Raw genomic sequence first — 26419 nt, forward strand, 5'->3', positions numbered from 1 at the left:
CGCCCCTCAGGCGCCCAGGCTGTCGCGCACCCGCGTCGCCAGCGCCACCGGATCGCCCTTCGGGGTCACCGGGTAGGACTCCCGCCGCAGGTTCCAGGCGTTCTCCCAGGAGAACCAGTCGATCGCGGCGGGCACCTGCCCGGTGACCAGCGAGGTCTCCAGCGAGTCCAGGTAGGTCGACCAGCGGGGCGCGTAGAAGTCCGACACCAGCCCCGACCACTCCCGGTTCGCGTAGTCGTGCAGCCCGGCCTCGCTGCCCGCCCGGTGGCCCCACGTCGTGATGAGCGAGCGGGCGTCGAACTCCAGCGCGGCCCGCTCCGCGTCCGAGCGGCCCCAGGCGCGGGCGCCCTCCAGCCACGGCCCGAGCAGGAACCGCCGGTCGGTGGCGAGCACCTCGTCGAGCAGCTTCATCGCCTGCCGCCACTCCGCCGCCCGCGCCCGGAAGCCGGCCAGGTCCTTCGCCTCGAACGCCGCCTTGATCCGGGGCAGCAGCACCCGGCTGCGGTTGGTGAGCGCCTGCCGGGCGATGTCGACCAGGTCGTAGCGGTACGCGTCGGTGGACCGCGCCGCCGGCGCCACCTGGAGCAGCTCGGCCAGCGCCTGCTCCACGGTCGCCGCCTCGTACCGCATTTCCTTCGGCCCCCACGAGGCCGAGGTCCGCACGGTCAGGCTCGGGCGGGCGGTGAAGAGGCTGTCCTGGGACTCGCTCCAGCCGTTCGACGCGGTGCCGTACGGGCCCTTCCGCAGCCACTCCCACGCCTTCGCCGCGTGCGGGTCGGCCGCGCCGTAGCGGCGGGACGCGTACCGGGCGAACCAGTCGGCGTGGTCCACCGGCGAGTCCCTCCAGGCCAGTTCGGTGAAGAGGGTGAAGGTCACCGGATTGGCGGAGGTGGCCTCCGGGAGGAAGGCGATGCCCTTCAGCGTGCTGCCCGCCTTCGTCCGCCAGGCCTCGAACCGCTCCGTCCACACCGAGGTGTTGGCGCCGATCGTGGTGTGCCCGCCGAAGTTGGGGATGGTGCCGAAGGCGTACGGCGTCCCCGACCAGGACGTCTCCCGGTCCAGGTTGTCGTAGCGGTCGGAGAGCCCGTCCACCACGAGGAGCCGTGAGGTGTCCACGCCCGCCAGCAGCTCGGCCTTCGGGTTGCGCTGCCAGCCGAGCAGGACCCAGGTGGCCCCCGGCCGTGCGTCGTCCAGGGTCCTCATCACCCGCGCGGCGGCCTCGCCGACCGGCACGTCGCCCGGATTGCCGCCCTCGTGCAGCAGGTCCATCTTGTACATCGTGGTGGTGCCGAGCAGCTGCGCCTGGTGCCGGTAGAAGGCGGACGCCACGCGGGGGAAGACGGTCCCGCGCGGGTCGAGCCAGTCCGGCCGGGTGAAGCCGATCCACCGGCCCTGCGGCACCACCCGGCCCTCCGGGTTGCGCTCCGTGAAACCGGGCGGCACCGTGCCGAAGTAACCCGGCAGCACCGGCGTCATGCCGAGCTCCCGCAGCCGGTCGACGATCCGCTTGCCCAGCGCCGCCCGGCGGGCGATCAGCTGCTCGCTCACCGGTCCGCCGAACCCCGACATGTTCTGCATCAGCCACCACGGCTGGTGCGCGGGTCCCGGGATCCACTCGCGCAGTTCCGCGCTCGTGTAGCCGAACTCCTGGAAGGCCGCGTGATAGGCCGCCTCCGCGCCCATCTGCACGAAGACCTCGTTCACCCCGTGCAGCGCGAGGAGGTCGATCTGCCGCTCGTACGAGGCCCAGTCCCGGTACGCCCCCGAGTAGCCGTCGTCCGTGTCGTTGAGCGCGAACCGGTGCGGCACCGAGGCCGCCCGGGTGACCGTGCCTCCCGGGCCGGGCAGCCGGGCCGGGAGCGCCGCGACGCTGTCGCCGGGCGAGCCGAGGTCCACGCCCGCGGTGTAGGAGAGGTACCAGTGCACCCCGCGCAGCAGGACCGCCGGGGTGGTGCCCGTGACGACGATCCGGCCCGTCGTGCCCGAGACGGAGAACCGGTCGCCCGCGTCCGTCCGGGGCACCAGCGCCAGCTCGAACTGGCCCGAGTGCCGGGGCAGCAGCCGCACCAGCGCGGCCCGCGCCGCGTTCACCGAGAAGGGCGCCGCAGCCGCGGCCCCGGCCGCGCCCGAGGCCGCCGGAGCCTTCGGGGCCGGCGGCTCCGACTCCGCGGCGGCCGGCACCGATGAGGGCAGCGCCGTCAGCACGGTGGCGCACAGGGCGAGGGAACACGCCGACCGTGCGGCCCAGGACCGCGCGCGGGAAATGGGAGGTCTCATGTCCGGCTCATCCCCTTGTCAGGACCCTAGGACGATCATGAACTGACCGTCCGTCATATGGGAGTATTCGCGGGGCACCCGGTCAAGGACGACACGCTCCGCGTGACCCTTCCCGGGCTCCGCACATCTGTCCGTCGAACACGCCGCGACCTGCTCGTCCCGCCATGCGCCGAGCCCCCCAAGACCACCCGAACTGCTTGGGGGAATGCCGTTACACGAGGCACGTTCGGGCGTACGCTGGACCTTTCGTGGGGTGATCGCCCCGGCGCCCCGACCGTGCGCCGGGCGTGCGCCCCCTGTGTGGGGGTGGAACGTGGCACGACAGGACGGCAGGGCGGCCCGCCAGGGCTTCGGCCTCTTCGAACGCGAGGCGGCGCTCGACGCCGCCGAGGAGGCCCTCGACCTGCTCACCGGCCTCGCGGCCGAACTCCCGTCGCCGCCCGAGCGCGTCCCCGCCCCGCGCGACGCCCGCGTCATCCCCCTCCGCAGCCGTACCGGCTCCGCGGACGCCCAGCGCCCGGAGGCACCCGCCGCGCGCGGGGGCGTCCTCGTCTACGCCGCCCCCGCCGGACTCGGCAAGACCACCCTCCTCGCCGAGATCCGCCGCCGCGCCGGCGCCCGCGGCTGCACCGTCCTCTCCGCCCGCGGCGGCGACCAGGAGCAGCGCGTCGCCTTCCACGTCGCCCGCCAGCTCCTCCAGCCCCAGCTCGCCCACGCCTCCGACGCCGAACTCCGCGAACGGCTCGGCTCCTGGTACGACATCGTCGGCCCCGCCCTCGGCCTGCGCGCCGCCACCGCCGGCTCCCCGCCCGACCCCCAGGGCCTGCGCGACGGCCTCGACTGGGTCCTCACCCACCTCGCCGTCCGCCGCGCCCCGCTCGTCGTCGTCCTCGACGACGCCCACTGGGCCGACCCCGAGTCCCTGGGCTGGCTGGCCTCCTTCGCCCCGCGCGCCGAGGACCTGCCCATGCTCCTCGTCGTCGCCTACCGGCCCGACGAACTCCCCGAGGAGGGAGCCGAGTTCGCCGGCCACCGGTCCGGCCAGCGCCCGCACGGCCTCGCCCCGCTCACCGCCGAGGCCGTCGCCCGGCTCGTCCGTGACCGGATCGGCGCCCACGCCGACGACGCCTTCTGCCACGACTTCTGGAAGGTCACCTCCGGCAACCCCTTCGAGACCGTCGAACTCGCCGCCAAGGTCCGCGACCGGGGTCTCGACCCCACCGGCGACGGCGCCCACGAACTGCGCGACCTCGCCGCCGCCCTCAAGGGCAGCGGGCTCGTGAGCCGCCTCGAACGCCTCGGCACCTCCACCATGCGGCTCGCCTGGGCCTGCGCCGTCCTCGGCACCGAGATCTCCCCCGCGCTCGCCGGCGCCCTCGCAGGACTGGGCGACGAGGCCGTCGCCGACTGCGCCGAACGGCTCCGCGAGGCCCGCGTCCTCGCCGACACCGGCACCACCGACGGCCCGCTGGAATTCGTCCACCCGCTCATCGCGAGCACCATCTACCGCGCCATCCCCGACGCGATCCGCGTCGCCTTCCACGGCCAGGCCGCCTGGTGCGTCATCGACGCCGGACTCGGCCCCGCCGCCGCGGCCCGCCACCTCCTGGAGACCCACCCCGAGGGCGACTCCTGGGTCGTCGCCCAGCTGCGCGCCGCCGCCCGCGAGAACCTCCGCGCCGGCGCACCCGACGCGGCCCGCCGCCACCTGGCCCGCGCCCTGCGCGAGCCTCCCACCGCCGACGAGCGGGCCGCCGTCCTCTTCGAGCTCAGCTCCGCCTCGCTGCTCACCGAACCCGCCACCACGGTCAACCAGCTGCGCGCCGCCCTGGAGGAGCCCATCTCCGACCAGGCCCTGCGGCACGGCATCGTCTACCGCCTCTCCCAGGTCCTCGCCCACAGCGACCGCCTGGTCGAGGCGTCCGAGCTGCTGGAGCACGAGACCCGGCAGACCACCGACCCCCGCAGCCGCCTGCGCATGCAGGCCGAGCGCTTCATGTGGGACGCGCTCCGCTCCGACGAACCGGAGTCGCCCGCCCGCTCCCGCCGCCTCTCGACCCTCGCCGACCGGCTCGCCGGCCGCGACCTCACCGAGCGCTACATCATCGGCCTTCGCGCCTGGGACGCCACCCTGCGCGCCGAGCCCGCCACCCTCGCCCTCCGCCACGCCGAGCGCGCCCTCGAAGGCGGCCTCAGCTGGGCCGACGAGAGCCGCGGCTTCGAGGTCCCGGTCCTCGTCGCCCTCACCCACCTCTACGCCGACCGGCCCGGCCGCGCCGAGGAGCTCTTCGCCGCGGGCACCGCCGAGTTCGAGAAGCAGGGCTGGCGCGGCGCCCACCTCTCCTTCGCGTACACCCTCCTCGGCTACATCCGCTTCCGCCGCGGCCGGCTGATGGAGGCCGAGGACTTCGCCCGCGCGGGCCTCCGCCTCGCCGAGCGCGTCGGCCCCCGCACCCCGGCCCTCTGGTACGCCACCGGCGTCATGATCGAGGTGCTGCTCGCCCGCGGCCGCTCGGAGGAGGCCGAGCGGGTCGCCCGGGAGCACGACTTCGGCGAGCCCTTCCCCGCCACGGTCACCATCCCCGACTGCGAGACCGTCCACGCCGAGCTGCTCCTCGCCACCGGCCGCGCCGAGGAGGCCGCCGCGGCGCTCGCCGACATCGGCCGCAGGCTGGAGCCGCGCGGCAAGCGCAACCCCTCGTGCAGCCCCTGGCAGCTCCTCCTCGCCCTCTCCGAGGCGGCCACCGGCTCCCCGGCCAAGGCGCTCGCCACCGCCCAGGACGCGGTCGCCCGCGCCCGCCAGTACGGCGCGCCCTCCGCGATCGGCCAGGCGCTCCGGGTGACCGCGGAGGTCTCCGAGGGCGCCGAGCGGATCAAGCTCCTGGAGGAGTCCGTCGACTGGCTGGACCAGTCCCCGGCCGCGTACGAGCTGGCCCGCTCGCTCGTCGCCCTCGGCTCGGCCCTCCGCCGCACCGAGCGCCACGCCGAAGCCGCCGAGCACCTGTACCGGGGCCTGGAGACCGCCCAGGACTGCGGCGCCGACGGCCTCGTCGAGGAGGCCCGGGCCGAGCTGGCCGCCGCCGGCCTGCGCCCGCGCGCCCTGCACACGGCCGACGGCAACTCGCTCACCGCCCGTGAGCGCTCCGCCGCCCGGGCGACCGTCCGCGGCCTCGACCCGGCCGCCACCCTCGGCGTCGACCCCACGACCGCCGCCCGGCTGCTCTCCGCCGTCTACCGCAAGCTGGGCACCGACCGCTCGGGCCTCGTCCACGCCCTGGGCGACACCGGCGAGCCGGAAGCGGCCGGGCGGGAGCCCGAGGCGGCCGATCCGGCGGACTGAGGCCGCCGGGCCCGCGCGGGCCGCTGCCGGGAGGGCGGAGCCCGGGGCCGCACCGCGCGCCCGGGCACGTACCATGGCCGTATGTCCTTCCTCCGCCGCCGCAGCGCCACTCCCGCTGGCCCGGACTTCGACGTCCTCGCCATGGACCCGGGGGACTGGCCCGGCAATCTCGGCGCCGGTCTGCTGCCCGCTCCCGACGGTTCCTGCCAGGGCGTCTTCCTGCGCTACGACCTCTTCGGCGGCCGCGGCCCCGCGATGATCATCGGCAACCTCCCCGAGGGCTCCCCGGCCCGGGAGCTCGCCGAGGGCCAGATCCCCTTCGAGGTGGCCCAGCTCCTCGCCGCCCTCGAGAACGACGAGCCGGTCGAGGTGCTCGACACCGAGGACGTCCCCGTCATGCAGGGCGACAACCTCCTCATCGTGCGCCGCCTCAAGCTCTCCGAGAGCCGCATCTCCTGCGTCCAGTTCGACCGCAGCGACAACGTCCTCGTGACGATCGCCAGTTGGGACCGGCCGATCACCGACGACCTGTACGCGCTGCTGAAGCCGCTGCCCGCCGAGCTGTTCCAGCAGGGCTGAGCGGAGGCGGGGGCCGATGAGCGCGCGCGTCGACGCCTGGATCTGGGCGGTCCGGCTCACCAAGACCCGCTCGCAGGCCGCCGCGGCCTGCCGGGCCGGACACGTCAAGGTCAACGGCGAGCGGGCGAAGCCCGCCCAGGCCGTGAAGCCGGGCGACGAGGTCAGGGTCTACGCCGCGGGCCGCGAGCGGATCGTCGAGGTCAGGGAAGTGCTGACCAAGCGGGTCGGTCCGCCGGTGGCCGCCGAGGCGTACGTGGACAACAGTCCGCCCCCGCCGCCGCGCGAACACGTCGCCCTCGCCGCCGTCCGTGACCGCGGCGCGGGCCGCCCCACCAAGCGCGAGCGCCGCGAACTCGACGAGCTCCGCGGCCGCAACCCCTCCTGACCGACGACCGAAGGGTCGCCCCGGAGCCCCGGGGCGGCCCTTCCGCGTGTCGTCCGGGTCAGGACGGGACGCCGGCGAAGGCGCTCGCGACGCGCGCCGCCGTGGTGCCGAGGCCCTGCGGCACCGTCCAGTCGGGCACCGGGTCCGTCTCCTCCGCGCGCTCCCGGAGCAGCGGGGTCCCGGCGCCCGCGTGCACGTCGCCGGGGCCGTACCGGCGGACGCTCCGGTGCCAGTGCAGGACGCCCGCGAGCCAGTCCTCCAGCTCCCGCAGCCGCGCCTCGAAGGCCGCCCTTCCCTCGGCGTCCAGCTCGAAGTGGGCGTACATCAGCGGGACTTCACGCTGCTTCAGCTGCTCGAACTGGCGCAGCCGGCCGCGCATCAGCTCGTGCACCATCCCGGCGGCCGTGTCCCGGTCGACGTCGAAGAACTTCTCCAGGACGAGCACGCCGTTGTGCAGCTCGCCCTCGACCTCGACCTCCTTCTGGTACGAGAAGAGGTCGTTGACGAGCGCCCCGTAGTCCGCGACCGCGTTCTCCAGACTGCGGACGGTGCCCGAGCGGTGCAGTGCCGCCGGGAGCGCGTCGGACGCGCGAAGCCGGCTCATCAGCATGGTGAGTTCGGAGCCGAAGGTGCTGCGCCGCATCTCGACGTAGTCGACGGGGTCCGGGACCCGGTGCTGCGCCTGGTTGTGGAGCTCCCACATCCAGCTCTCCAGCATCGCGTCGAGCGCGGTCCACAGCTCGGCCCGCGCCTCCCGCCCCATGGGCCCCGCGGTCCTGGCCCACACGTCGGCGAGGGACCGCTCCAGCGCGTTCCCCGCGAAGTCCGGTGCGGTGGCCGGGTCGTCCACCGGAAGGCACGCCTTCAGGCGCGCGGTCTGCGCCCTGGCTCCCGCCAGGTCGCGCTTCCGGCCGAAGACCATCGGGTAGTAGTCGTCCGCGTAGGTGCCCCAGGTCAGCCAGAGGGCGCTGAGCTCCAGCTCCTCCACGGTGGCGTCGGGATCGATGCCGGCCGAGCAGAGGGCGAGGTCGAAGCCGTCCATCAGCGCCCGGTCCCAGATGTCGTCGAGCAGCCCCATGGCCTCGGCCCACTCCTCGGAGCGGCGCTTGGCCTCCTGGTGGTGCGGGTTGACGGTGAGCGGGTACGGGAGGTCGAAGTCGGGCAGCGGCGAGTGGCCGACGGGCCGGTGGGGCGTGTGGGTGAGGCTCCGCGTCCGTGCCTCGGCGGCCCGGCCGCCGAGCAGGGTGCGGATGTCGAGCACCCCGGTCCCGAGCGCCGGCGCACCGGAGGAGGGCGCCGGGTCGGCGGCGTCGGCCATGCCCTCGTTCATGTACCGGCTGGAGCGCATGTGCCACTCGTGGCCGCCGGACTGCCAGTCCTGGAGCCCCTTGGTGTACGCGCCGATCGCCGCGCACTCCAGCGGGGTGAGGCCCTCCTGGACGGCGAGGGCGGGCACCTCGGTGAGGGCGGTGTTCTCGAACTGCTGGATCCGCGAGGTCAGCAGGTCGTTGACGGCGTCGGCCGCCTCCTGGGTGGAGCAGCGGAGGAAGTGCTCCAGGACGAGCACGCCGTTGCTGTTCTCGCCCTCGTCCTCGACCTCGCGCTGGTACGAGAAGAGGTCGTTGCGCAGGTGGACGGCGTCCGAGAAGGCGTCGCGGAGCACCCGCAGCGGTCGCGCGGCGGCGACCCGGTCGGGGACCTCGGCCCCGGCGGCGTACTCCACGAGCCCCGCGGACCAGGGGGCGCCGCCGACCTTGCGGCGCATCTCGATGTATTCGAGGGGGTTGGCGATCCGGCCGTCGTTGATGTTGTCGAGCTCCCACAGGGACTCGTACAGGAGCGCTTCGGTGGCCTCGGCGAAGCGCTGCCGCCAGCCGTCGGACATGGCGGGGACGGTGCGCCGCCACAGATCGGCCAGTCCCGCCTCCACCGGGTTGACCGGCTCGGGCACGGCGTGCTCCGGGTCGGCCGGCATGAAGTGCGGCAGCCGGTCGAGGTACTCCTTGCTGCCGGCCCGGTCCTGGGTGCGCTTGAAGACCTCCAGGAAGTGGTCGTCGAAGAAGAAGACCCAGGTGTACCAGTCGGTGACGAGGTTCAGCGCGTCCTCGTCGCAGTCCGGGTGGGTGTAGGCGCAGAGCAGCGCGTAGTCGTGCGCGTCGAGGTCGGCCGTCTCCCAGACCCCGGAGCCCTCCAGCATCCCCATCGCGCGGGCCCAGTCCCGGGTGTGCGTCCGGGCGGCCTCCACATGGGGGTTGAGGCGCGCCGGATACGGGACATAGAAATCCGGCATGACGAAGGGCTGAGGCATGTGCGGACGGGCCTTTCCGGTGGAAGGGGGCTGTTCCGGCCCAGCCTTACCCCCGCCCCGGGTCCCGGACTCGTCGTCCGGAGTAGTCATATGAACAGAAGAATGGGTGGTGCCGGACGGGGGAGCCGACACCACCCCACACCTTTCGGCCAGCCTTGTTCAGCCCCGGGAAACCCGCACGTCAGCGGCCTTCACGAAGGCGATGCGATGGCCGAACTGGATCTGGTAGTACTCCTCCCGGCCGCGCACGACCGTGTGCTCGCTGCTGTCGAACACCGGTGCGTAGTAGTACTCCCCGGGCGTCCTGTGCCCCACCACGTACCTCTGCCCCGCGAGCAGCCGGTACGGCAGCGGCGACACCGCCTGCACCGGCACCCCCGCCGGGTAGGCCGACGCCTCCGGATACGCCCGCCCGTACACCGGCACCTCCGCGAGCCCCTCGCGCGGGGTCAGCACGAGCCCGCGCGCCCCCACGGCCGTCGGCGCGGCCTCCGGGGAGTGGAACCACGCCTTCTGGCCGAGGTACCAGATCGCCGTCCAGTCGCCCCTGCGCTCCGCCACCGCGTAGCTCTGCCCCGTCGACGCCCGCGCCCCGGTGTCGTTGACCCCGGTCGTCGAGTCCTCCCCGCCCGGCCGCAGCCCGACGTCCCTCACCAGCGGCGCGTCGGCACTCGGCCCGGTGTGCAGGCGCACGGCACCGCTGCCGTGCGGCGCGCACGCCTCCCCGGCCGTCGCGCACCCCGTGTACACCGGACGGTTCTCCCCGTACGCGGGCCGGATCGTCACCACGCCCGCCCGCGGCCCCGCACCCGGCGTCAGCGGCCGGCCGAGCAGCCGGAAGTAGTGCGCCCAGTCCCAGTACGGCCCCGGGTCGGTGTGCATGCCGCGGATGGTCGACGCCACCGTCCCCGGTACGTTGTCGTGCCCGATGACGTGCTGCCGGTCGAGGGGGATGTCGTACCGCTGCGCCAGGTGGCGCACGAGCCGCGCCGAGTTCCGGTACATCGCCTCCGTGTACCAGGAGTCCGGGGCGGTCAGGAAGCCCTCGTGCTCCAGGCCCACGGACTTCGCGTTCACGTACCAGTTCCCGGCGTGCCAGCCGACGTCCTTGAGCGGCAGGTGCTGGGCGACGTGCCCGTCCGAGGACCGCAGCGAGTACTGCCAGGAGACGTACGCCGGATCCTGCACCAGCTTCAGGGTGACGTCCCAGGTCGCCTCGGTGTCGTGCACGACGATGTAGTCGATCGACTGCGAGACCGGCCGGTCCGCCTTGTCGTGGTTGCCGTAGTCGCCGTCGCCGAACTCCTCGTACGGGGCCGGGATCCACTCGCAGGGCACCGTCCTCGGACACTCCACCGGACCCCGCTCGGGCGCCCGCAGTCCGAGCGCCGCCACCTGGCCCGTCTCCGGCACCACCCCGGCGGCGGCCGGCAGCACCACCCGCTGCCCGCTGTCGGTCACCCGCTCCTCGCCGGTCCTGATCACCTCGAAGACGTCGTTCGCGTACGCCGCCGCGGTGGCCGTGTCGTCGGCGCCCGAGTACCGCGCCACCGCCCCGTACCAGGCGCCCGGATCGGGGCTCGGCGCCAGACCGGCCTCCCGCTGCGCCGCCGCCAGCAGCGCCGCGCCGCCCTCGATGTTCGCCGCCGCCGAGGTCCGCAGCTCCTCCGCCGGGATCCCGGAGAGCGCCGACGCCCGCTCCAGCGTCCGCAGCCGGTCCGGCAGTTGCTCCGGTGCGGGAAGCGCCACCTCGGCCCCGGTGCGGGCCGGCCGGGCGCCGTCGCCGCGCGCGTCCTCGCCCTCCGCCGAGTGGTGCGGCACCGAGCGGGCCAGCGCCGTGGCCGTGTCGGTCAGGTGCATCGGCCCGTAGCCGCCGGTCACGCTGGGCGCGCCCGCGTGGCCGTCCCACCGTGACTGGAGGTACGAGACCGCGAGCAGCACGCTCCGCGGCACGCCGTGGCGCTCGGCCGCCGCCGCGAACCGGTGCTGGAGCGAGTCCGGCACCGGCGCGCCCGCACCGGCCGGCGGCGCGCCCGAGAGCAGGGGCAGGAGCAGGGCCGCGGACGCGGCGACGGAGAGCGCACGTCCTCGGGACGCGGAACGGAGCAAGGCAGCCTCCAGGGGTGGGGGGTGACACGGGGGCGTGCGGGACCGAACCCGTACAGGGGTAGCGGCTCCCGGACCACCCGTCAATCACCCCTCACCGCAGGCGAGTTCCCACGTCAGGGCCCTGCCACGGGCCGAATGCGGCGACTTTCGCGGTGACGGCCCGCCCACCGGCCACGCGTCGGAGGTCTCGACCAATGAGGCCCCCGGGAACGGCGAAGCGCCGCACTCCCGGTGTGTCGGCACCGGGTGCGCGGCGCACACCCCCGTCTCGCGGTCGGGACGTCAGCGCGTCCCGACCGCCGCGCGCACGGCCCGCCGTGCCATGGCGCAGTCGTCGTGCAGCCGCCTCAGCAGCAGCCGCTGTTCCTCCCCGGGAGCCAGCGCTCCCGACGGCACCGCCACCGTCCCGGCCGGCGGGGCCTCCTTGATGGTCCGCTGCACGGCCGTCTCGTATGTCCTGATCTCCCGCGTCAGCACGATCATCAGGTTCACCAGGAACGCGTCCCGGGCGGCCGGACCCTGCTGCTGCGCCATCTGGCTGATCTGGCGGCGGGCCAGCGGCGCGTCACCGAGTACCGCCCAGAGCGTCGCCAGGTCGTAGCCGGGCAGGTACCAGCCGGCGTGCTCCCAGTCGACGAGCACCGGACCGGCGGGGGAGAGGAGGATGTTGGAGAGCAGGGCGTCGCCGTGGCAGAACTGGCCCATGCCCTGCCGGCCGCCCGCGTGGGCGAGGCCGTGCAGCAGCTTCTGCAGGTCGTCACGGTCCCGGTCGGTGAAGAGCCCCAGCTCGTGGTAGCGGGCGATCCGCGTGCCGTAGTCCAGCGGCGCGTCGAAGGTCCCCGCCGGTGGACGCCAGGCGTTCAGCCGGGCGATCGCCCCCAGCGCCGTCCGCACGTCGGCCCGCGGCGGGGCCTCGACGGGGTGGCGCGAGAGGGCGGCGGCCCGTCCGGGCATCCGCTCGATCACCAGCACGCAGTTGTCCGGGTCCGCGGCGATCAGCCGCGGCGCGCGCACCGGGGGACGGTGCCGGACGAAGGAACGGTAGGACCCTATCTCGTGCCGGAACCGCTCGACCCAGGCCGGGGAGTGGTCCAGTAAACACTTCGCCACCGCCGTGGTCCGCCCGGTCGTCCCGACGATGAGGACCGACCGGCCGCTCCGGCGCAGCACCTGCACCGGGTTGAACTCCGGGCAGATCCGCTGCACCGAGGCGATGGCGACCTTCAGTTGCGCCCCTTGCGGGCCGGAGAGGTCGATCCGGCCGCTGACCTGGGCGCCCGGCACGGTGCCGGTCCCGGCCGCCCAGGACCTCGTCCGGGCGCCCCGCGGCGCGGGGGCGAGGTACGGTCCGCCGGCCGGCGCCAGCCGGGTCTGCGGCCGGGGCGGGGCGGACACGGAGGACGATGCTGTGTACATGGAGGTGACAGATCCCTTCGTGCGCCGACGTGTCGCGTGCGTCGCCCCGCCCGCCCCCGGTCCGCACCCTGGGGAAAATGAGGGCCGGTCGACGGGGCGGGGTGGCGCATACCTACATCACACCCGCGCCCGGGTAGCGGAACACTGGGCGCACCCTGGCGAACCCTGGCGAATAGTCGCCAGCCCTATGACAGCGGGCTACTGTCAACTCAGCCGAGAACCTGGGGGCTTAGACGTGACAGGACAGACCAACACCCGCCTGGCGGACCTCTTCGGCCTCGCCGGCTGGTCCAAGGGCGAACTCGCGAGACTGGTCAACCGGCAGGCGGCGGCCATGGGCCACCCCCAGCTGTCGACCGACACCTCGCGGGTGCGACGCTGGATCGACCGGGGGGAGACCCCCCGAGATCCCGTTCCACGGGTGCTGGCCGCCCTGTTCACCGAGCGACTCGGCCGTGTCGTGACCATCGAGGACCTCGGGTTCGTACGACGCGGGCGTGCCGGAACGCGGCAGGACGTCAGGAACAACGACGACAACCCTGACGGAATGCCGTGGGCTCCCGACCGTACGGCTGCGGTCCTCACCGAATTCACGGGAATGGACCTCATGCTCAACCGACGCGGCCTGATGGGCGCGGGCATCGCGCTCACCGCCGGATCCGCACTCAACAGCTCCCTGCACGACTGGCTCCGCACCGAGCCCTCCCGCCCCACCGCGGCCCCACGGGCCGCCGATCCCCTCCACGCCGACCCCGCCGGGTACGACCGCTACGAGGCCGCCCCCATCGGGTCGGAGGAGATCGAGGCGCTGGAGCGCTCCGTGGAGGTCTTCCGCGCCTGGGACGCCTCCCGGGGCGGCGGCCTCCAGCGCAAGGCCGTGGTGGGCCAGCTGAACGAGGTCGGCGGCATGCTGGCCTACCGCCACGCCGAGCACCTCCAGCGCCGCCTGTGGGGCGTCGCGGCCAACCTCGCCGTGCTGGCGGGCTGGATGTCCCACGACGTGGGCCTCGAACCCACCGCACAGCGCTACTTCGTCATCGCCGCCCACGCGGCCCGCGAGAGCGGCGACCGGCCCCGGGCCGGCGAGGCGCTCTCCCGCGCCGCACGCCAGATGGTCCACCTGGGCCGCCCCGACGACGCCCTGGACCTGATGAAGCTCGCCAAGTCCGGCGCCGGCGAACGCCTGTTGCCGCGCACCCAGGCGATGTTCCACACCATCGAGGCGTGGGCGCAGGCGTCGATGGGACACGGCCAGGCGATGCGCCGCACCCTCGGCGAGGCGGAGGACCTGTTCGTCTCCGACCGGCAGGACAAGACGCCGAACTGGATGCAGAGCTTCGACGAGGCCGACATGCACGGCATGCAGGCCCTCGCCTACCGCACGCTCGCCGAACACGACCCGTCGGCCGCGGCCACCGCGCAGCGTCACGCCCGGCTCGCCCTGGACCTGCGGCGCGACGGGCACGACCGCTCGAAGCTCTTCGACCACATCTCGATGGCGTCGGCGTGCTTCATCGCCGACGACCCGGAGCAGGCGGACCGGTACGCACGGCTGGCGCTGATCTCCATGGGCGAGACCTCCTCGCACCGGACCTGGCACCGGCTGCGTGAGATGTACCGGCTCACCGGCCAGTACGCGGGCTACTCGAAGATCGAGGACCTGCGGGCCGAGCTGGAGGTCGAGCTGCCGCGCTCGCCGGAGGCCCCGCGATCGGGTCTGGCCTGAGAACCGGCGGGCCGCCGGCGGGCGGTGCTGCCGGAACCAGGAGCCGGCGCGGCTCTCAGGAACGGACGCGGACTCAGGAGCCGGCACGGCCCCAGGGCCCGACGCGGACTCAGGAACCGACGCTGCCCCGAGGCCCGACGTGGCCCCAAGGCTCGACACGGCCCCGAGGCCCGACACGGCTCCGAGGCCCGACGCGGACTCAGGAACCGACGCGGACGATCATCACGCAGGCGTCGTCCTCGCGGGCTTCCTCGCCGAACTCCTCCAGGACCGACCGCAGGCAGTCCTGCGCGTCCCGTGCCTCCGCGATCCGGGGGGCCAGGGCGAGCAGCCGTGCGACACCGGTGTCGTCGAGGGCGTTCGCACCCCGGGTCAGCCCGTCGGTGTGCAGCACCAGCACGTCGCCGGGGTGGAGGGGGGTCTCGGTCTCCCCGTACGCGACCGCCGGCGTCGCTCCGAGGAGGACGCCCTCGGGGCGGCGCAGCGGACGTCCCGTCCCGCCGCGGAACAGCAGCGGGGCGGGATGGCCGGCCTGCGCCCAGGTGAGCGTCTGTGCCACCGGGTCGTAGCGGCAGCACATCGCGCTGCCCAGCGCCGGCTGACCCGAGCTCTCCAGGAGCTGGTTGAGGTGGCCCATGAGCGCGCCGGGCCGGATCCCGGCCACGGCCATGCCGCGGAGCGCGCCGAGCAGCATCGCCATCGAGGAGGTCGCCGCCACGCCGTGACCGGTGAGGTCGCCGACGGTGAGCAGCGCGTCGCCCGCGGGCAGGGCGAGGGCGTCGTACCAGTCGCCGCCGATCAGACCGGTGGAGGCGGCCGGGAAGTAGTGCCCGGCGACGTCGAGCGGGGCGGGACCGTCGTGCGCGAAGCGGAGCGAGCCCCGCCACGGCGGGAGCACCGCCTCCTGGAGTTCGACGGCCACCCGGCGCTCGGTGCGCTCGATCTGCCGGCTCCGCTCCAGGCTGTCCCGGCTCTCGCGGACGGCCCGCTCGCTGCGCCGCAGCTCGCTGACGTCCCGCAGGACGGCCCACATGGAGGCCGTGAAGCCGTCGGCGTCGAGGACCGGCTCGCCGGTCATGTGCACGGTGCGGACCTTGGCGTCGGAGCGGACGATCCGGAACTCCCCGTCGATCGGCTTCCCGTCGATCAGACAGTCCGTCACCATCGCCTGGAGGCGCGGCTGGTCCTCGGAGAAGACCACCGTCGGCATCTCGTCGAGCGACATGGGGCCGAGCTCGCGCGCGCGGCCGAAGATCTGGAAGAGCTCGTCGGACCAGCTCACCTCGTCGGTCAGCAGGTTCCACTCGCCGCTGCCGACCCGGGTGAGGAGCGAACCGGTACGCGCGGGGGCCTCGCCGTAGGCGGCGCCGACCTCGCTGGTGAAGGACCCGTCGAAGACGGCGTCCTCCTCGGGCTCCGCCGGGGCCGGGGCGGCGTCCTCCGGTGCGGGGACCGGCGGGGCGGTGAGCGTCGCGGCCGGCGCACCGGCACGGAGCTGTCCGAACTGGCTTCTGAGTTCGTCGAGTTGATGCATCGCCAGATCACAGAGCGCGCGCTGCCAGCGGTGCTGCGGATCGTCGTCATGGGCAGCGGCGTCCCGGCGGACGGCGTCGACCTCACCGCGCAGACGGCTCGCCTGCGAGATCAGCGCGTCCACGGCACCCGGCTCCGGCGGCTGGGCGGGGTGGTCCGCGAACAGAGGGGACGGCATGTCGTACTCCGATACAGGCGCGGCGCGGCCCGTGTGGAGACGGGGCCTGGGGACGACTGTGGCACAGGGGCGGTGCGGTCGTAAGGGGTTTGGCAACACTCGATCCGGTGGTGCTTCTGACATATGCCTGAGGCCCGGCCGTCATCGGCCACGACACAACCGGTTACGGTGCACGTGTGGTGAGCGACGAGGCGAACGGTACGGCGGGCGCGGTGGGTACGGAGACGGGGGAGGCGGCGGCGGTGACTTCGGGCCCGGCCGGCACGGCGGTACTGCTCGCGGCGGCGCCCGCGGGACGCGGCCGCACCATGGACGCCGTCTCCGTGCTGCCCGCGCTCGCGGCGGTCCCGCCCGGCGTCCTCACCGGCACGGCGACCGCGACGCTCGTCGAACTCGCCGATCCCGTCGACCCGCAGACCGTCCTCACCCGGCTGCGCGCCGCCGCGCAGAGCCCCGGCCCGCTCGTCCTCTACCTCGCGGGCCAGCTCCATCTGGACCGCCGCCAGCAGCTGCCCCACCTCGCCCTGGCGCGCAGCACCTCGGCGGCCCTCCGCTACACGGCCCTGCCCTGGCACTGGCTCGCGGAGGCGGCGGCCGCCCGACCGGCCGGGACGACGACGGTCGTCGCCGACCTCGTCGCGGACCCGGAGACCTGGACCCGACTCGGCGCGGGGCCGGAGCTGCTGAGCCTGAACCCCGCCCCGACGCTCTACGCCCGCGTCACCCCGCCCCCTCGCCGGGGCGAGCGGGCCACCCCCGACTACCTGCGCGCCTGGGCCGACCAGTGGCGCGCCGGCGTCCGACTCCCCTTCCCTTCCCTGCACGCGGAGGCGGTCGCCCGTACGCAGTCGGCGCCGGCGCTGTTCCTCGGGCCGGACGGGCTGCCGGCGGGGCCGGGGGCGCGGGCGGGGGGCGCGGTGGTGGCGCCGGTGGCCGTTGCCCAGGTGGGGCCGGTCGGCGTTGCCGTACCGGCGCAGGTTGCTGTGCCGGTGCCGGTGCCGGTGCCGGTGCCTGCGCCTGCTTCTGTGGCGGCGCCTGCTGCTGCGCCTGTGCCCCTTGCTGTTCCTGCTGCCCCGGTGGTCGTGTCGGGGTCTGTTCCGGCGGGCCCTCCTGCCCTTCCGGCCGGGTTCGCCGCGGCCGAGCCCGTGCCGGCTCCGGCGGTCGGTCCCGAGCCCGGGGGCGAGCCCGAGGCGGAGCCCGTACGCGAGTTGGCACCCGCACCCGTGCCCGTCGCTGTGCGCGAGCCGGTAGCTGGACCCGAGCCGGAATCGGTAGCTGTATCCGAGCGGGAATCGGTTGCCGTACCCGAGCCGCTTCCCGGATCCCCGGCCGTCCCCGCACCTGTCGTGGCGACGCCCGAGGAATCCGAACTCTCCTCCGGGACGATGAAGTTGGTCCCCGCCAAGGAGAAGGGAGGCTCTACCCCGGTCCCGGCGAAGGCCGTCCCGCCGATGCCTCGGACTCCTCCCGTCGCCGCACCCGCGCCCGCCCGACCTGTCTCCGCCCCGCCCGTGCCCGCCCCGGTCGCCGGGCCGGCGCCGGTCGATCCGCGCCGGGCCGCCGCCTACGGGCAGACCGGGCCGGAGGAGCCGGTCGCGCACGATCCGCACCCCGCGATCCTGTCGGCCGCGATGGCGGGGCGGCACGCGGAGGCGGCGGAGATGGCGGCGGCGTGGGAGCGGGACGCCCTGCGCAGGTTCGGGCCACGCTCGGGGGAGGCCGTGCACTGGATGGAGGTACGGGCGGACCTGGCCCGGCTGGCGGGGGAGCCGGCCCGCAGCTGCGAGCTGTGGCTCGCGGTGGCCGAGGCGCGCCTGGGGCTCCGTCAGCAGCCGGACGACCGGGACGTCGAGGGGGCGGTGGACCGCGCCCACCACCAGTGGGAGCAGATCACCGACCCGGCCCGCGCCCGCGCGATCGGCCCCACCCTGGTGGCCCTGCGCCGCCGGGTCCCCGGCCGCCGCCCGGGCGCCCTGGAGGCCCTGCGCCGTCGTATGCACGCCCGCTGACCGGGTCCGCCCCGGCCGTACGCTCGCCCTCCGACAGGCCTCCGCCGAGTGCTCGCCGGCTGACCGGGACCCGCCTGGCCGCGTGTACGCCCGCTGACCGGGATCCGCCCCGGCCGTACGCTCGCCCGCTCACCGGGGTCGGCCCCGGCCGCGTGCACGCCCGCCCACCGGGACCCGCCCCGGCCGTATGTGCGCCGGTGACCGGGTCCGCCCCGGCCGTAAGCTCGCCAGCCGGCCCCGGCCGCATGCTCGCCCGCTCACCGGGCCCCCGCCCCGACCGTATGCGGACCCGCCGACCGGGCCCAGACCCCACCCCGACAGGAAGTCCCATGTCCCCCTCCCCTCTCTCCGAGTCCTGGCTCCGCGGGATCGCCGCCAACCCGGCCGCCCCGTCCGACGTCCTGATCCGCCTGCTCGCCCCGGCCGGGCGGGCGGCCTGGCCGGTCCTCTGCGAGGAGCGGGACCTTCCCGCCGATGTCGTCGACGCCGTGGTCGCGCACCCGGAGCGAGCGGTGCGCCGCGCCTTCGCCCGCAACCCGCACGTCGACCCCGGCCGGCGGGGTCGGCTGGTGAGCGACCCCGCCGGCGTCGTGCGGGCCTCCCTCGCCCGTGGCCCCCGGCCCCGGCCGCGGAGGCCGCGGCCCCTGCCGGACGCCGTCATCGAGACGCTCCTCACGGCAGAGGAGGCGGGGGAGGACGGGATGCTGACGGCGGACGAGATCGCCGGCGAGCTGATCTCCTCGCGGCAGATCCCGCTGTCCTTCTGGCGCGCGCTGCCCGACCACCCGCATCCCCGGCTGCGGGCCATGGGCGTGAACAACACCTCCTGGCGCCGGCTCGGCCCGGCTCGGCGCACCGCCCTGCTCGCCGACCCGGACCCGGCCGTGCGCGCGGCGGCGGCACGGCGGGTCAGGGACCTGGACCCCGTCGCCCTGGAGGCCGAACTCCCCGAGGAGAACGGCCATTTCCGACGTGGGTTGCTCACCAACCACCCCGTCACCGACGTGGCAGAGGCGTGTCTCGCCGCCGGCCGCGACCTGTGGTCGCTCGCGCAGAACCGCCACACGCCGTACTTCGCCGTCGTCCGCCTCGCCCGCGACCCGGACCCCGAGGTGCGGGAACGCGTGGCGGCCAGGGCCGACGCGGACGCGGCGCTGCTCGCGGAGCTGGCGAAGGACCCGGACGAGTCGGTGCGGGAGCGGGCCGTGATCCACCCGTTGCCCCGCACCTGGGCCGAGCGCGCGGCCATCGACAGCGTGGTCGGATGGCACGCCGTGGACTGCGACTGCCCGATCCCCGAGCCGGACGCCTGGCTGTTCGACGGGCCGGACGCCAGCTGGTACGAGGCGTGCGCCCGGTCCGAGCACACGGTCCTCCGCCGGGTCGCCGCGAGCCACCCCGCCCTCCCCGCCGAACTGGTCGGACGACTGGCCGAGGACCCCGATCCCGAGGTGCGGCACCGGCTCGCCTGCCATCACCCGCTGGCGCCGCCCGAGACCGTCCTCGCCACCTTCGTCGCGCGCCCCCGGCAGCGCCCGCACCTGCTGACCCTGCCGGGAATGCCCCGCACCGGCCTCCAGCACCTGCTCGACCACGACGACCCGGAGGTCCGCGCCCTCGCCGCCGCCGACCCGAGTCCGGCCGAGGCGCCCGTACGGCTGCTCGCGGATCCCGACGCGCGGGTGCGCCGCGCGGCGGCGGCCGCTCCGAGCCTGCGGGACGCGGCTGCCCTGGCGGCGCTGCTCGACGACCCCGCGACGGCGGAGGGCGCGGCGGCCAACCCGAACCTGCCGGCCCGCCGCCTGCGCGAACTCCTCGACCTGGCGGGCGTCCCCGCCCTCGACGACCGACCGACCAGTGACCGGTGACCGGTGACCGGCCGCCCTGGGATGATCGGAGGCATGACCGTCACGCCGCCGCCCCGTCCCCCGGAGCGCCCCTCCAGACCCGGTGCGCCGCGCGAGGACACGGTCCGCACCGAGCGGCTGCTGCTGCGGCCCGTGCGGAGCGCCGACCTGCCCGCCGTGACCCGTCTCTGGACCGACCCGGAGGTACGCCGTCACCTCGGCGGCCCCGTCATCGCGTCGGTCGTCGCCCTGCGCCGCCGGAGGATCGTCGGCGCGCCCGGCCGGCACGCCGTGGTGCGCGCCGGGGACGGTGTCCTGCTCGGCCTCGTCACCGTGGAGCCGGCCGGGCACGGCGGAGAGACCGAGGTGTCGTACCAGTTCCTGCCCGAGCACTGGGGCAGCGGCTACGCCCGCGAGGCGGTCGCCGCGGTCGTCGCCCGCGTCCTGGAGACGGCCCCGAGCGTCGTCGCCGTCACCCAGGAGGCCAACCACCGCTCCCGCCGGCTGCTGGAGGCCGTCGGCCTGGAGCACGCCGACTCCTTCGTGGAGTGGGACGCCCATCAGGTCCTGTACCGCCGACGGAGCGAGGACGTTCGCCTCGGGGCGGGCCGGACGAGGCACGTGCCGGAGGAGACGTCCTAGGCGTCCGCCAGGCGGGTCACCGCCCGTTCGAGGCGGGCCGCCCGGGTCTTCGGGGTCCTCGCCTGCCAGAGGGAGAGGATCACCAGGTAGCGGTCCGTCTTCCCGAGTGCCTCGAAGGCCCTGGCCGCCTCGGGGCGCGCCGCGAGGGCCGCCGCCAGGTCGTCCGGCACCGTGGCGTCCTTCTGCGAGGGGTACGCGGCGGCCCACCGTCCGTCCGCCTGCGCGGCCCTCACCTCCGCGAGCCCGGGCTCGCGCATCCGGCCGTCCGCGAGCAGCTGCTCGACCTGGCGCACGTTCACCTGGGACCAGAGGCTGCGCGGCCGGCGCGGGGTGATCTTCTGGGTGTAGGAACGCTCGTCGCGCGCCTTGCGCTTGCCGGTGATCCAGCCGTACGCCAGCGTCAGGTCGAGGATCTCGTCGGCCGTCGGCGAGGGCAGGCCGCCGCCCTTGCGGCCGAGCAGCATCCAGATGCCGGGCGTGTCGCCGTGGTGGGCGGCGAGCCACGCCTCCAGGTCGTCGCCGCCGTCGAAGGCGAGGACCTCCAGACCCTCGTCCGTGCCGACCGTCTCCACCCCGTCCGCCTTCCCCCGTGCGCGCCCGTGCCCGTCCCGTACCGTCCCGTACGGCCCCGTACGGTCCCGCACAAGATACGGGAACGGGATCATCGACCGGGCCGGCTTTCGCGCCGGTCACGTCGGCCCGAACGTCCTCGACGGCCGGGCGGGCCACCGGGACACCTATGCCGAGGAGCTGTGAACCCCATGTCCTTCCTGGTGATCGGCGAGTGCGTCGCCGACATCGTCCGCGACCCGGGCGCCGCCGACGTCGTCCACCCCGGGGGCAGTCCCGCCAACGTCGCCTACGGCCTCGCCCGGCTCGGCCGGGACGCCACCCTCCTCACCCAGCTCGCCGACGACCCGGCGGGACGGCTGATCGCAGGCCACCTCACCGATGCAGGGGTACGGCTGGCCGTCGGCGGCGTCCCCGCGCGCACTCCGTCGGCCGTCGTCTCCCTCGACGGGCGCGGCCAGGCCTCGTACGCCTTCGACATCGCCTGGACGCTGACCGCGGGCGAGCCGCCCGCGACGCCGCGGCCGGTGCGCCACGTGCACCTCGGCTCCATCGCGGCCGTCACCGAGCCCGGTGCCGCCACCGTGCTCGCCCTCGCCGGGCGGCTGCGGCCCACGGCCACGGTCAGTTACGACCCGAACGTGCGGCCCGCGCTGATGGGCGGGCACGACACGGCGGTGGAACGGGTGGAGCGGTGCGTGGCCCTCGCGGACCTGGTGAAGGCCAGCGACGAGGACCTGGCGTGGCTGTACCCGGGCGAGACCCCGGAGGCGGTGGCGGCGCGCTGGCTGGCGCTCGGGCCGTCCGTCGTCCTCGTCACGCGGGGCGGCTCCGGCTCACTGGCGGTGACCCGGGACCACACGGTGGCCGCCGGGGCGCCGGCCGTCGCGGTCGTCGACACGGTCGGTGCCGGGGACTCCTTCTTGTCGGCCGTCCTCGACGCCCTCGCCGACCGGGACCGGGCCGGGCTCGCCGCGCTCGGCGCCGACGCCCTCGCCGGGGTACTGGCCAGGGCCGGCGCCGCGGCGGCCGTCACCGTCTCCCGGTCGGGCGCCCGGCCGCCGGACCGCGAGGAGCTGGAAGCGGCGCTCGCCGCCCGATGACGCTCCCGCCCGGACGGGGGGTGCCACCCGGGCACGGCCGACGGGTCGCGCGGGCCGGACGGTTCGCGAGACCCGTCGGCTGGACGGTTCGCGCGGGTCCCGTGGGTCGGACGGGCCGGACGGGTCGCGCGGGCCGGGCGGGTCGGACGGGCCGGACCGGTCACGTCCGGGCGTGGCTGGTGATGTCGGCCGCGAACTGATCGACCAGTTCCGGCGTCACCGTCGGGCGGGCCGCCGCGATCGCCGCCAGGTAGTCCGCCGTGCTCGCTCCCGGCGCCGGCCCCTCCGGGCCGCGGCCGCCGACGGCGAGCAGGTCCCGCTCGAAGGACGCCTGCGCGGCGACCCGGGCCGCGTGCTCGATGTCGGCCGGGGTGAACAGGTCGCTGGCGAGGACCAGTTCGTCGATGTCCACCTCCGGCCGCCCGTCCGTGTAGCGCGCCCAGATCGCGGCCCGGGCGGCCTTGTCCGGAGTGCCGATCGGGATCAGGTAGTCGAAGCGGCCCGGACGGAGGAAGGCCGGGTCGAGGGAGCGGACGGAGTTGGTCGCGCACACCAGGAGCCGCTCGTCCCCCTCGCGGAAGCCCGGTATCAGCTTGAGGAGTTCGTTGGTGACGCCGTGCAGTCCGCCCGGCTGCGCGGGCTCCGAGCGGACCGGGGCGATCTCCTCGACCTCGTCGATGAAGACCAGGACCCGCTCCAGCTCGGCGATCCCCGCGAAGGCCGTGCGCAGCGCCGCCGCGAGGTTGCCGCCGTCCGCGAGCCGCGAGGGCAGGATCTCGACGAAGGGCCAGCCGAGCCGGGAGGCGACGGCCCGGGCGAAGGTGGTCTTGCCGGTGCCGGGCGGCCCGAAGAGGCAGATCGCCCGGGGCGGCCGGACCCCGTGCCGGGTGGCCCGCTCGGGCTCGGCGAGCGGCAGCACCACCCGCCGCTCGATCAGGTCCTTCTCCCGCTCCATGCCGGCCACCTTCGCCCACAGGTCGCCGGGGAGCAGCCGGCCGCCGAGGTCGTCGAGGACGCCGGCGGCGGGCCCGTGCAGGGGCTCGGTCTTCTCGAAGTACGCCACCGCGGGCCGGCGGGTGTAGCCGGCGTTGAGCAGCCCCTCGCCGAGCAGTTCCTCCTCCGGCAGGACGTACGCGATCCGCCCGACCCGGGCGGCCACCAGCTTGCGCTCCAGCTCCACCAGGAGGGCGCTGGCCAGTCCCCGGCCCCGCCAGGCGGAGGCGATCGCGACGCGCATCACCCAGGCGCGCTCCCCGGAGACGCAGGCGAGCGCCGCGCCGATCGGCACGCCCTGGTGGACGGCGACGACGGCCGGCTGGCGGGAGGTGAGGGCGCCGATGCACTCGGCGAGGGAGAAGACGGACTCCTGGCCCAGCTCGGCCGTGGTGTCGATCAGGTGGACGACGGCGGCGAGATCGTTCTCGCGGTAGTCGTGGATGTGCCAGTTCACGGTGGTTCCGCCCCTCGTACGCAGGCCGTGCTCGGTGTACGCGTGCCGTGCTCGTTGCGGCGAGGCTAGGCGCGGGCCGGGGGCGGGGGCCTGCGCCATCCTGCACAAGGCGGTACGGGGAAACGCGCCGCTTCGTCACTGGGCGGAGCGGCGCGTGCGCGTACGGCGGGGAGCGGTGTGTGCGTGTGCGCGTATGGCGTACGGCGGACGGCGGCGGGTCCGGGGGGAGCCGCCGCCGTCCGGTCGGGGGCCTCAGGTCCTGCGCTTGCTCATGAGGAGTCCGCCCGCGGTGAGGGCGAACAGGCAGACGCACGCGCCCGCGATGACGTTGCTGAGCACCATGCCCGTGTCGGGGGCCCGGGTGACGACCCACGGAGCGACGATCGTCCAGGCGCCGAGCAGCAGGACGACGAAGTTGAGGTCCTGGGAGCGTTCGGGGGCCATCGACATGCAGAGGCCGAGGACCGCGAGCGCGATGCCGACGATCAGGTTGGTGAGGGCCAGCTCCGGCCTGGCGGCGGCGAAGTGGACGGTGTACGCGGAGATCGCGATCCAGACGCCCGCGAGGATCACGAGCTCCTCGACGGCCGCCACTCCTCTGGTCTGCAGGATCTGCGCGTAGCGGTCGCGCATCTCCGTCGCGTCCGGGTGTCCCGAGATGTCACCGGGACGGTGTGAGACGTCGGCCATGTGACTCGCCTCCTTGCTGGCGTTCTGCGTGTCGGACCGCGCTCGCGGCACGAAGGCCGCAGTCCCATTGTGCTCTTATATGTTCCTTATGTGAAGTGGGAACAAGAGGGGCCGGCCGGTCCGGCGTACGCTGAGAGAGGACTCGGGGACCCGCGCACCGCCGGGAGGCGGAGACGATGGCCGGCATCACGCGAAGAAGCTTCGACTCGGCGGACGAGACCCGTCCGTTCGAGGACGGCAAGGGCAGGCTCGATCTGCTCACCATGGAGGACGGCGCCGTCGGACGCGCCGTGTTCGAGCCGGGCTGGCAGTGGTCCAAGCACGTGAGACCGATCGCCGGGACGGACAGCTGCCAGGCGTCGCACGTCGGGTACGTGGTCAGCGGACGGATGCACGTCGTCATGGACGGCGGCGGCGAGGAGGCCGATTTCGGCCCCGGGGACTTCATGCGGGTCACCCCGGGGCACGACGCCTGGGTCGTCGGCGACGAACCCTGCGTGGCGCTCGACTGGAACGGCTTCGGCGACTACGCCAAGTCGTCCTGAGCGTGGGCGGATCCGGAGGGGGCGGCGGAGCGGACCGCCGCCCCCTCCGGTGATCAGGCGGCCGGCCCGCCGGTGGAGGCGCCGGACGCGATGCCGAAGGACGGGTCCGGGACGGACGAGGGCTCGATGAGCTCGGACGGGCGCCCGTCCACGCCGACCGGCACGTCGCCGTCGACGGTGACCCTGCGCAGCTTGCGCTCGTGCTCGCCGGAGTCGTCCACGCCGTAGTGCTGGGTGGCGCGGTTGTCCCAGATCGCCACGTCGCCGGTCCGCCACTGCCAGCGCACGGTGTTCTCGGGGCGCTCCACGTGCGCCTGGAAGAGCTGGAGCAGGGTGCGGGAGTCGGCGCCGGTCAGACCGCTGATCCGCTGGACGAAGTTGCCGAGGAGCAGGGTGCGTTCGCCGGTCTCCGGGTGGACGCGGACGACCGGGTGCTCGGTCAGGAACTTGGTCGAGGCGAAGACGTCCCGGAACTGGGCGAGCTGCTCGGGCACGGCGTCGGGGCGCAGCGCCGCGTAGTCGTACGCGTTGGAGTGGACGGCCCGCAGGCCGTCGGCGAGCCGCCGCAGCGGCTCCGGCAGGTTCTCGTACGCGGTGGCCGTGTTGGCCCACAGGGTGTTCCCGCCGTAGGGCGGGACGACGACCGCCCGCAGGATGGAGAAGGCCGGATAGGCGGGGACGAAGGTGACGTCGGTGTGCCACTGGTTGGCGCGGCCGCCGTGGTCGGAGTCGATCGGGAAGGAGTAACGCCCGTCCACGGACGGCACGGTGGGGTGGGCGACCGGCGTGCCGAGGAGCCGGCCGAAGGCTTCGTGGGCCTCCTCGTCCAAGTGGTCCTGGTCGCGGAAGAAGACGACCTTGTGGGCCAGGAGCGCGGCGCGGACGCCGGCGACGGTCTCCGGGTCGAGGTCGCCGCCGAGGCGGACACCGGAGATCACGGCGCCGAGGCGCCCGCCGAGCTTGCGCACGGTGAGGGCTGTGGTGGTCGCGGTCGTCATGGGGAGTTCCTTTCGGAAGGGCCCGCCGGGGGCCGGAAGGCAGTTAATTCGGGAGAGGAAGTAATGGCGGCACGCGAGGGCCCGGTACGAGGGCGGACACGGCAGCCTTACGGGGAGGGGCGGAACGAGGGGCTGGTCCGAGGGCGCCGCGCGGGTCGGCGTCGGCGCCCTCGGGCGGCCGGACCCCGGGAGGTCACGAGGACGGGATTCCGGGAGGCTGTGAAGACCGGACTCCGGGAGGCCGCGAAGGGCGGATCCGGGGAGACCGCGGGGGCCGGAAGCGGGTGACTGCCTGCCCCCGGGAAGATGGCGCGAGGGGCGGACGCCGGGCCGGACCCCGGGAGCCTTGCGAGGGTCAGGTGCCGGTGACGGGCTGACCCCCGGTGACGGCCGGACCCCCGGGAGGGGCCGCGAGGGCCAGGGACCGGTGACGGCCGGACCCCCGGGAAGGGGCCGCGAGCGTCAGGCGCCGGTGACGGCCGGACAGGAGGTGGTCGCGAACATGTCCAGGAGACTGACAACGCCCCGGGGGCGGCGTCAAGAGCCGGTCCGCTGCCGCCACCACCACGGGCAGTGGTTGAATCGGCGCCTGCCCGGTCCGGTGGTCCTCCCTCAGCGACCGCCCCTGACCTGGCCTTTCGTCCTTCGGGGGTGCAGTGGTGCGCGGGTGGGCGAGGCACGCCCGGCCCTCCTCCGCCACCCGCGGGGGATTTC

At 74.9% G+C, this 26419-nt stretch carries 18 protein-coding genes; 9 read left to right on the forward strand and 9 right to left on the reverse strand.

The features are described from left to right. Positions 1-6 precede the first annotated feature (6 nt). Positions 7-2277 carry an alpha-N-acetylglucosaminidase gene (locus tag ACF1BN_RS06895; protein ID WP_392330523.1) on the reverse strand — a complete coding sequence of 757 codons (2271 nt, stop codon included), beginning with the start codon at positions 2275-2277 and terminating at the stop codon, positions 7-9. A 313-nt stretch (positions 2278-2590) separates the two neighbouring features. Here ACF1BN_RS06895 and ACF1BN_RS06900 point away from each other — a divergent pair, with 313 nt between their 5' ends. The 3 genes from ACF1BN_RS06900 to ACF1BN_RS06910 all read left to right on the forward strand — a co-directional run bounded on the left by ACF1BN_RS06900 (position 2591) and on the right by ACF1BN_RS06910 (position 6581). Further along, a complete protein-coding gene (locus ACF1BN_RS06900) occupies positions 2591-5617 on the forward strand; it encodes an ATP-binding protein (RefSeq protein ID WP_392330524.1) in 3027 nt (1008 codons plus the stop codon). Positions 5618-5698: 81 nt separating this feature from the next. Next, positions 5699-6196: a hypothetical protein gene (locus tag ACF1BN_RS06905; RefSeq protein WP_030494979.1), complete on the forward strand. Its 498-nt coding sequence runs from the start codon at positions 5699-5701 to the stop codon at positions 6194-6196. 16 nt (positions 6197-6212) lie between these two features. Then, on the forward strand, positions 6213-6581 hold the full coding sequence (locus tag ACF1BN_RS06910) for an RNA-binding S4 domain-containing protein (protein WP_392330525.1): 369 nt from the start codon (positions 6213-6215) through the stop codon (positions 6579-6581). Positions 6582-6639: 58 nt separating this feature from the next. Here the strand turns inward: ACF1BN_RS06910 and ACF1BN_RS06915 are convergent, their stop codons facing one another. The 3 genes from ACF1BN_RS06915 to ACF1BN_RS06925 form a co-directional block, all read right to left on the reverse strand. Beyond that, positions 6640-8889, reverse strand: coding sequence for a germacradienol/geosmin synthase (locus ACF1BN_RS06915; protein ID WP_392330526.1), 2250 nt, complete (start codon positions 8887-8889; stop codon positions 6640-6642). Positions 8890-9048: 159 nt separating this feature from the next. Next, entirely contained in the window at positions 9049-10998 is a 1950-nt protein-coding gene (locus tag ACF1BN_RS06920) for an N-acetylmuramoyl-L-alanine amidase (protein WP_392330527.1), read from the reverse strand. A 282-nt stretch (positions 10999-11280) separates the two neighbouring features. Beyond that, positions 11281-12414 carry an aminoglycoside phosphotransferase family protein gene (locus ACF1BN_RS06925; protein ID WP_392330528.1) on the reverse strand — a complete coding sequence of 378 codons (1134 nt, stop codon included), beginning with the start codon at positions 12412-12414 and terminating at the stop codon, positions 11281-11283. A 235-nt stretch (positions 12415-12649) separates the two neighbouring features. On the opposite strand from ACF1BN_RS06925, the gene ACF1BN_RS06930 reads away from it, so the two are divergent. Continuing rightward, a complete protein-coding gene (locus ACF1BN_RS06930; RefSeq protein ID WP_392330529.1) occupies positions 12650-14140 on the forward strand; it encodes a hypothetical protein in 1491 nt (496 codons plus the stop codon). Positions 14141-14339: 199 nt separating this feature from the next. Here the strand turns inward: ACF1BN_RS06930 and ACF1BN_RS06935 are convergent, their stop codons facing one another. After that, positions 14340-15851, reverse strand: coding sequence for a PP2C family protein-serine/threonine phosphatase (locus ACF1BN_RS06935; RefSeq protein WP_392330530.1), 1512 nt, complete (start codon positions 15849-15851; stop codon positions 14340-14342). A 176-nt stretch (positions 15852-16027) separates the two neighbouring features. Here ACF1BN_RS06935 and ACF1BN_RS06940 point away from each other — a divergent pair, with 176 nt between their 5' ends. The 3 genes from ACF1BN_RS06940 to ACF1BN_RS06950 all read left to right on the forward strand — a co-directional run bounded on the left by ACF1BN_RS06940 (position 16028) and on the right by ACF1BN_RS06950 (position 20349). Beyond that, the gene (locus ACF1BN_RS06940; protein WP_392330531.1) at positions 16028-17860 is read left to right on the forward strand and encodes a hypothetical protein; all 1833 of its coding nucleotides are present in this window, start codon (positions 16028-16030) and stop codon (positions 17858-17860) included. Positions 17861-18189: 329 nt separating this feature from the next. After that, on the forward strand, positions 18190-19728 hold the full coding sequence (locus ACF1BN_RS06945) for a hypothetical protein (RefSeq protein ID WP_392330532.1): 1539 nt from the start codon (positions 18190-18192) through the stop codon (positions 19726-19728). Between the two features lie 33 nt (positions 19729-19761). After that, the gene (locus ACF1BN_RS06950; RefSeq protein ID WP_392330533.1) at positions 19762-20349 is read left to right on the forward strand and encodes a GNAT family N-acetyltransferase; all 588 of its coding nucleotides are present in this window, start codon (positions 19762-19764) and stop codon (positions 20347-20349) included. Here the strand turns inward: ACF1BN_RS06950 and ACF1BN_RS06955 are convergent. Further along, positions 20346-20921, reverse strand: a complete 576-nt coding sequence (locus ACF1BN_RS06955) for a YdeI family protein (RefSeq protein WP_392330534.1) — start codon at positions 20919-20921, stop codon at positions 20346-20348. The two genes, ACF1BN_RS06950 and ACF1BN_RS06955, sit on opposite strands and share 4 nt — an antisense overlap. Positions 20922-21110: 189 nt before the next feature. Between ACF1BN_RS06955 and ACF1BN_RS06960 the strand changes: the two genes are divergently transcribed. After that, entirely contained in the window at positions 21111-22022 is a 912-nt protein-coding gene (locus ACF1BN_RS06960) for a carbohydrate kinase (protein WP_392330535.1), read from the forward strand. A gap of 160 nt (positions 22023-22182) precedes the next feature. On the opposite strand, the gene ACF1BN_RS06965 is transcribed toward ACF1BN_RS06960, so the two are convergent. Continuing rightward, on the reverse strand, positions 22183-23472 hold the full coding sequence (locus tag ACF1BN_RS06965; protein ID WP_392330536.1) for an ATP-binding protein: 1290 nt from the start codon (positions 23470-23472) through the stop codon (positions 22183-22185). 252 nt (positions 23473-23724) lie between these two features. Beyond that, positions 23725-24162, reverse strand: coding sequence for an SPW repeat protein (locus ACF1BN_RS06970; RefSeq protein WP_392330537.1), 438 nt, complete (start codon positions 24160-24162; stop codon positions 23725-23727). A gap of 176 nt (positions 24163-24338) precedes the next feature. On the opposite strand from ACF1BN_RS06970, the gene ACF1BN_RS06975 reads away from it, so the two are divergent. Further along, positions 24339-24707 carry a cupin domain-containing protein gene (locus ACF1BN_RS06975; protein ID WP_392330538.1) on the forward strand — a complete coding sequence of 123 codons (369 nt, stop codon included), beginning with the start codon at positions 24339-24341 and terminating at the stop codon, positions 24705-24707. A gap of 53 nt (positions 24708-24760) precedes the next feature. Here the strand turns inward: ACF1BN_RS06975 and ACF1BN_RS06980 are convergent, their stop codons facing one another. Beyond that, a complete protein-coding gene (locus ACF1BN_RS06980) occupies positions 24761-25705 on the reverse strand; it encodes a TauD/TfdA dioxygenase family protein (RefSeq protein WP_392330539.1) in 945 nt (314 codons plus the stop codon). Positions 25706-26419 lie beyond the last annotated feature (714 nt).

It is taken from the genome of Streptomyces sp. NPDC014861, from assembly GCF_043081625.1.
Lineage (GTDB): Bacteria > Actinomycetota > Actinomycetes > Streptomycetales > Streptomycetaceae > Streptomyces.

Excerpts from the sequence above, each read along its gene's own strand:
- ACF1BN_RS06895 (WP_392330523.1), bottom strand. The coding sequence starts at position 2,277 with ATGAGACCTCCCATTTCCCGCGCGCGGTCCTGGGCCGCACGGTCGGCG.
- ACF1BN_RS06945 (WP_392330532.1), top strand. The coding sequence starts at position 18,190 with ATGTCCCCCTCCCCTCTCTCCGAGTCCTGGCTCCGCGGGATCGCCGCC.
- ACF1BN_RS06925 (WP_392330528.1), bottom strand. The coding sequence starts at position 12,414 with ATGTACACAGCATCGTCCTCCGTGTCCGCCCCGCCCCGGCCGCAGACC.
- ACF1BN_RS06950 (WP_392330533.1), top strand. The coding sequence starts at position 19,762 with ATGACCGTCACGCCGCCGCCCCGTCCCCCGGAGCGCCCCTCCAGACCC.
- ACF1BN_RS06935 (WP_392330530.1), bottom strand. The coding sequence starts at position 15,851 with ATGCCGTCCCCTCTGTTCGCGGACCACCCCGCCCAGCCGCCGGAGCCG.
- ACF1BN_RS06910 (WP_392330525.1), top strand. The coding sequence starts at position 6,213 with ATGAGCGCGCGCGTCGACGCCTGGATCTGGGCGGTCCGGCTCACCAAG.
- ACF1BN_RS06970 (WP_392330537.1), bottom strand. The coding sequence starts at position 24,162 with ATGGCCGACGTCTCACACCGTCCCGGTGACATCTCGGGACACCCGGAC.
- ACF1BN_RS06975 (WP_392330538.1), top strand. The coding sequence starts at position 24,339 with ATGGCCGGCATCACGCGAAGAAGCTTCGACTCGGCGGACGAGACCCGT.
- ACF1BN_RS06980 (WP_392330539.1), bottom strand. The coding sequence starts at position 25,705 with ATGACGACCGCGACCACCACAGCCCTCACCGTGCGCAAGCTCGGCGGG.
- ACF1BN_RS06960 (WP_392330535.1), top strand. The coding sequence starts at position 21,111 with ATGTCCTTCCTGGTGATCGGCGAGTGCGTCGCCGACATCGTCCGCGAC.
- ACF1BN_RS06905 (WP_030494979.1), top strand. The coding sequence starts at position 5,699 with ATGTCCTTCCTCCGCCGCCGCAGCGCCACTCCCGCTGGCCCGGACTTC.
- ACF1BN_RS06915 (WP_392330526.1), bottom strand. The coding sequence starts at position 8,889 with ATGCCTCAGCCCTTCGTCATGCCGGATTTCTATGTCCCGTATCCGGCG.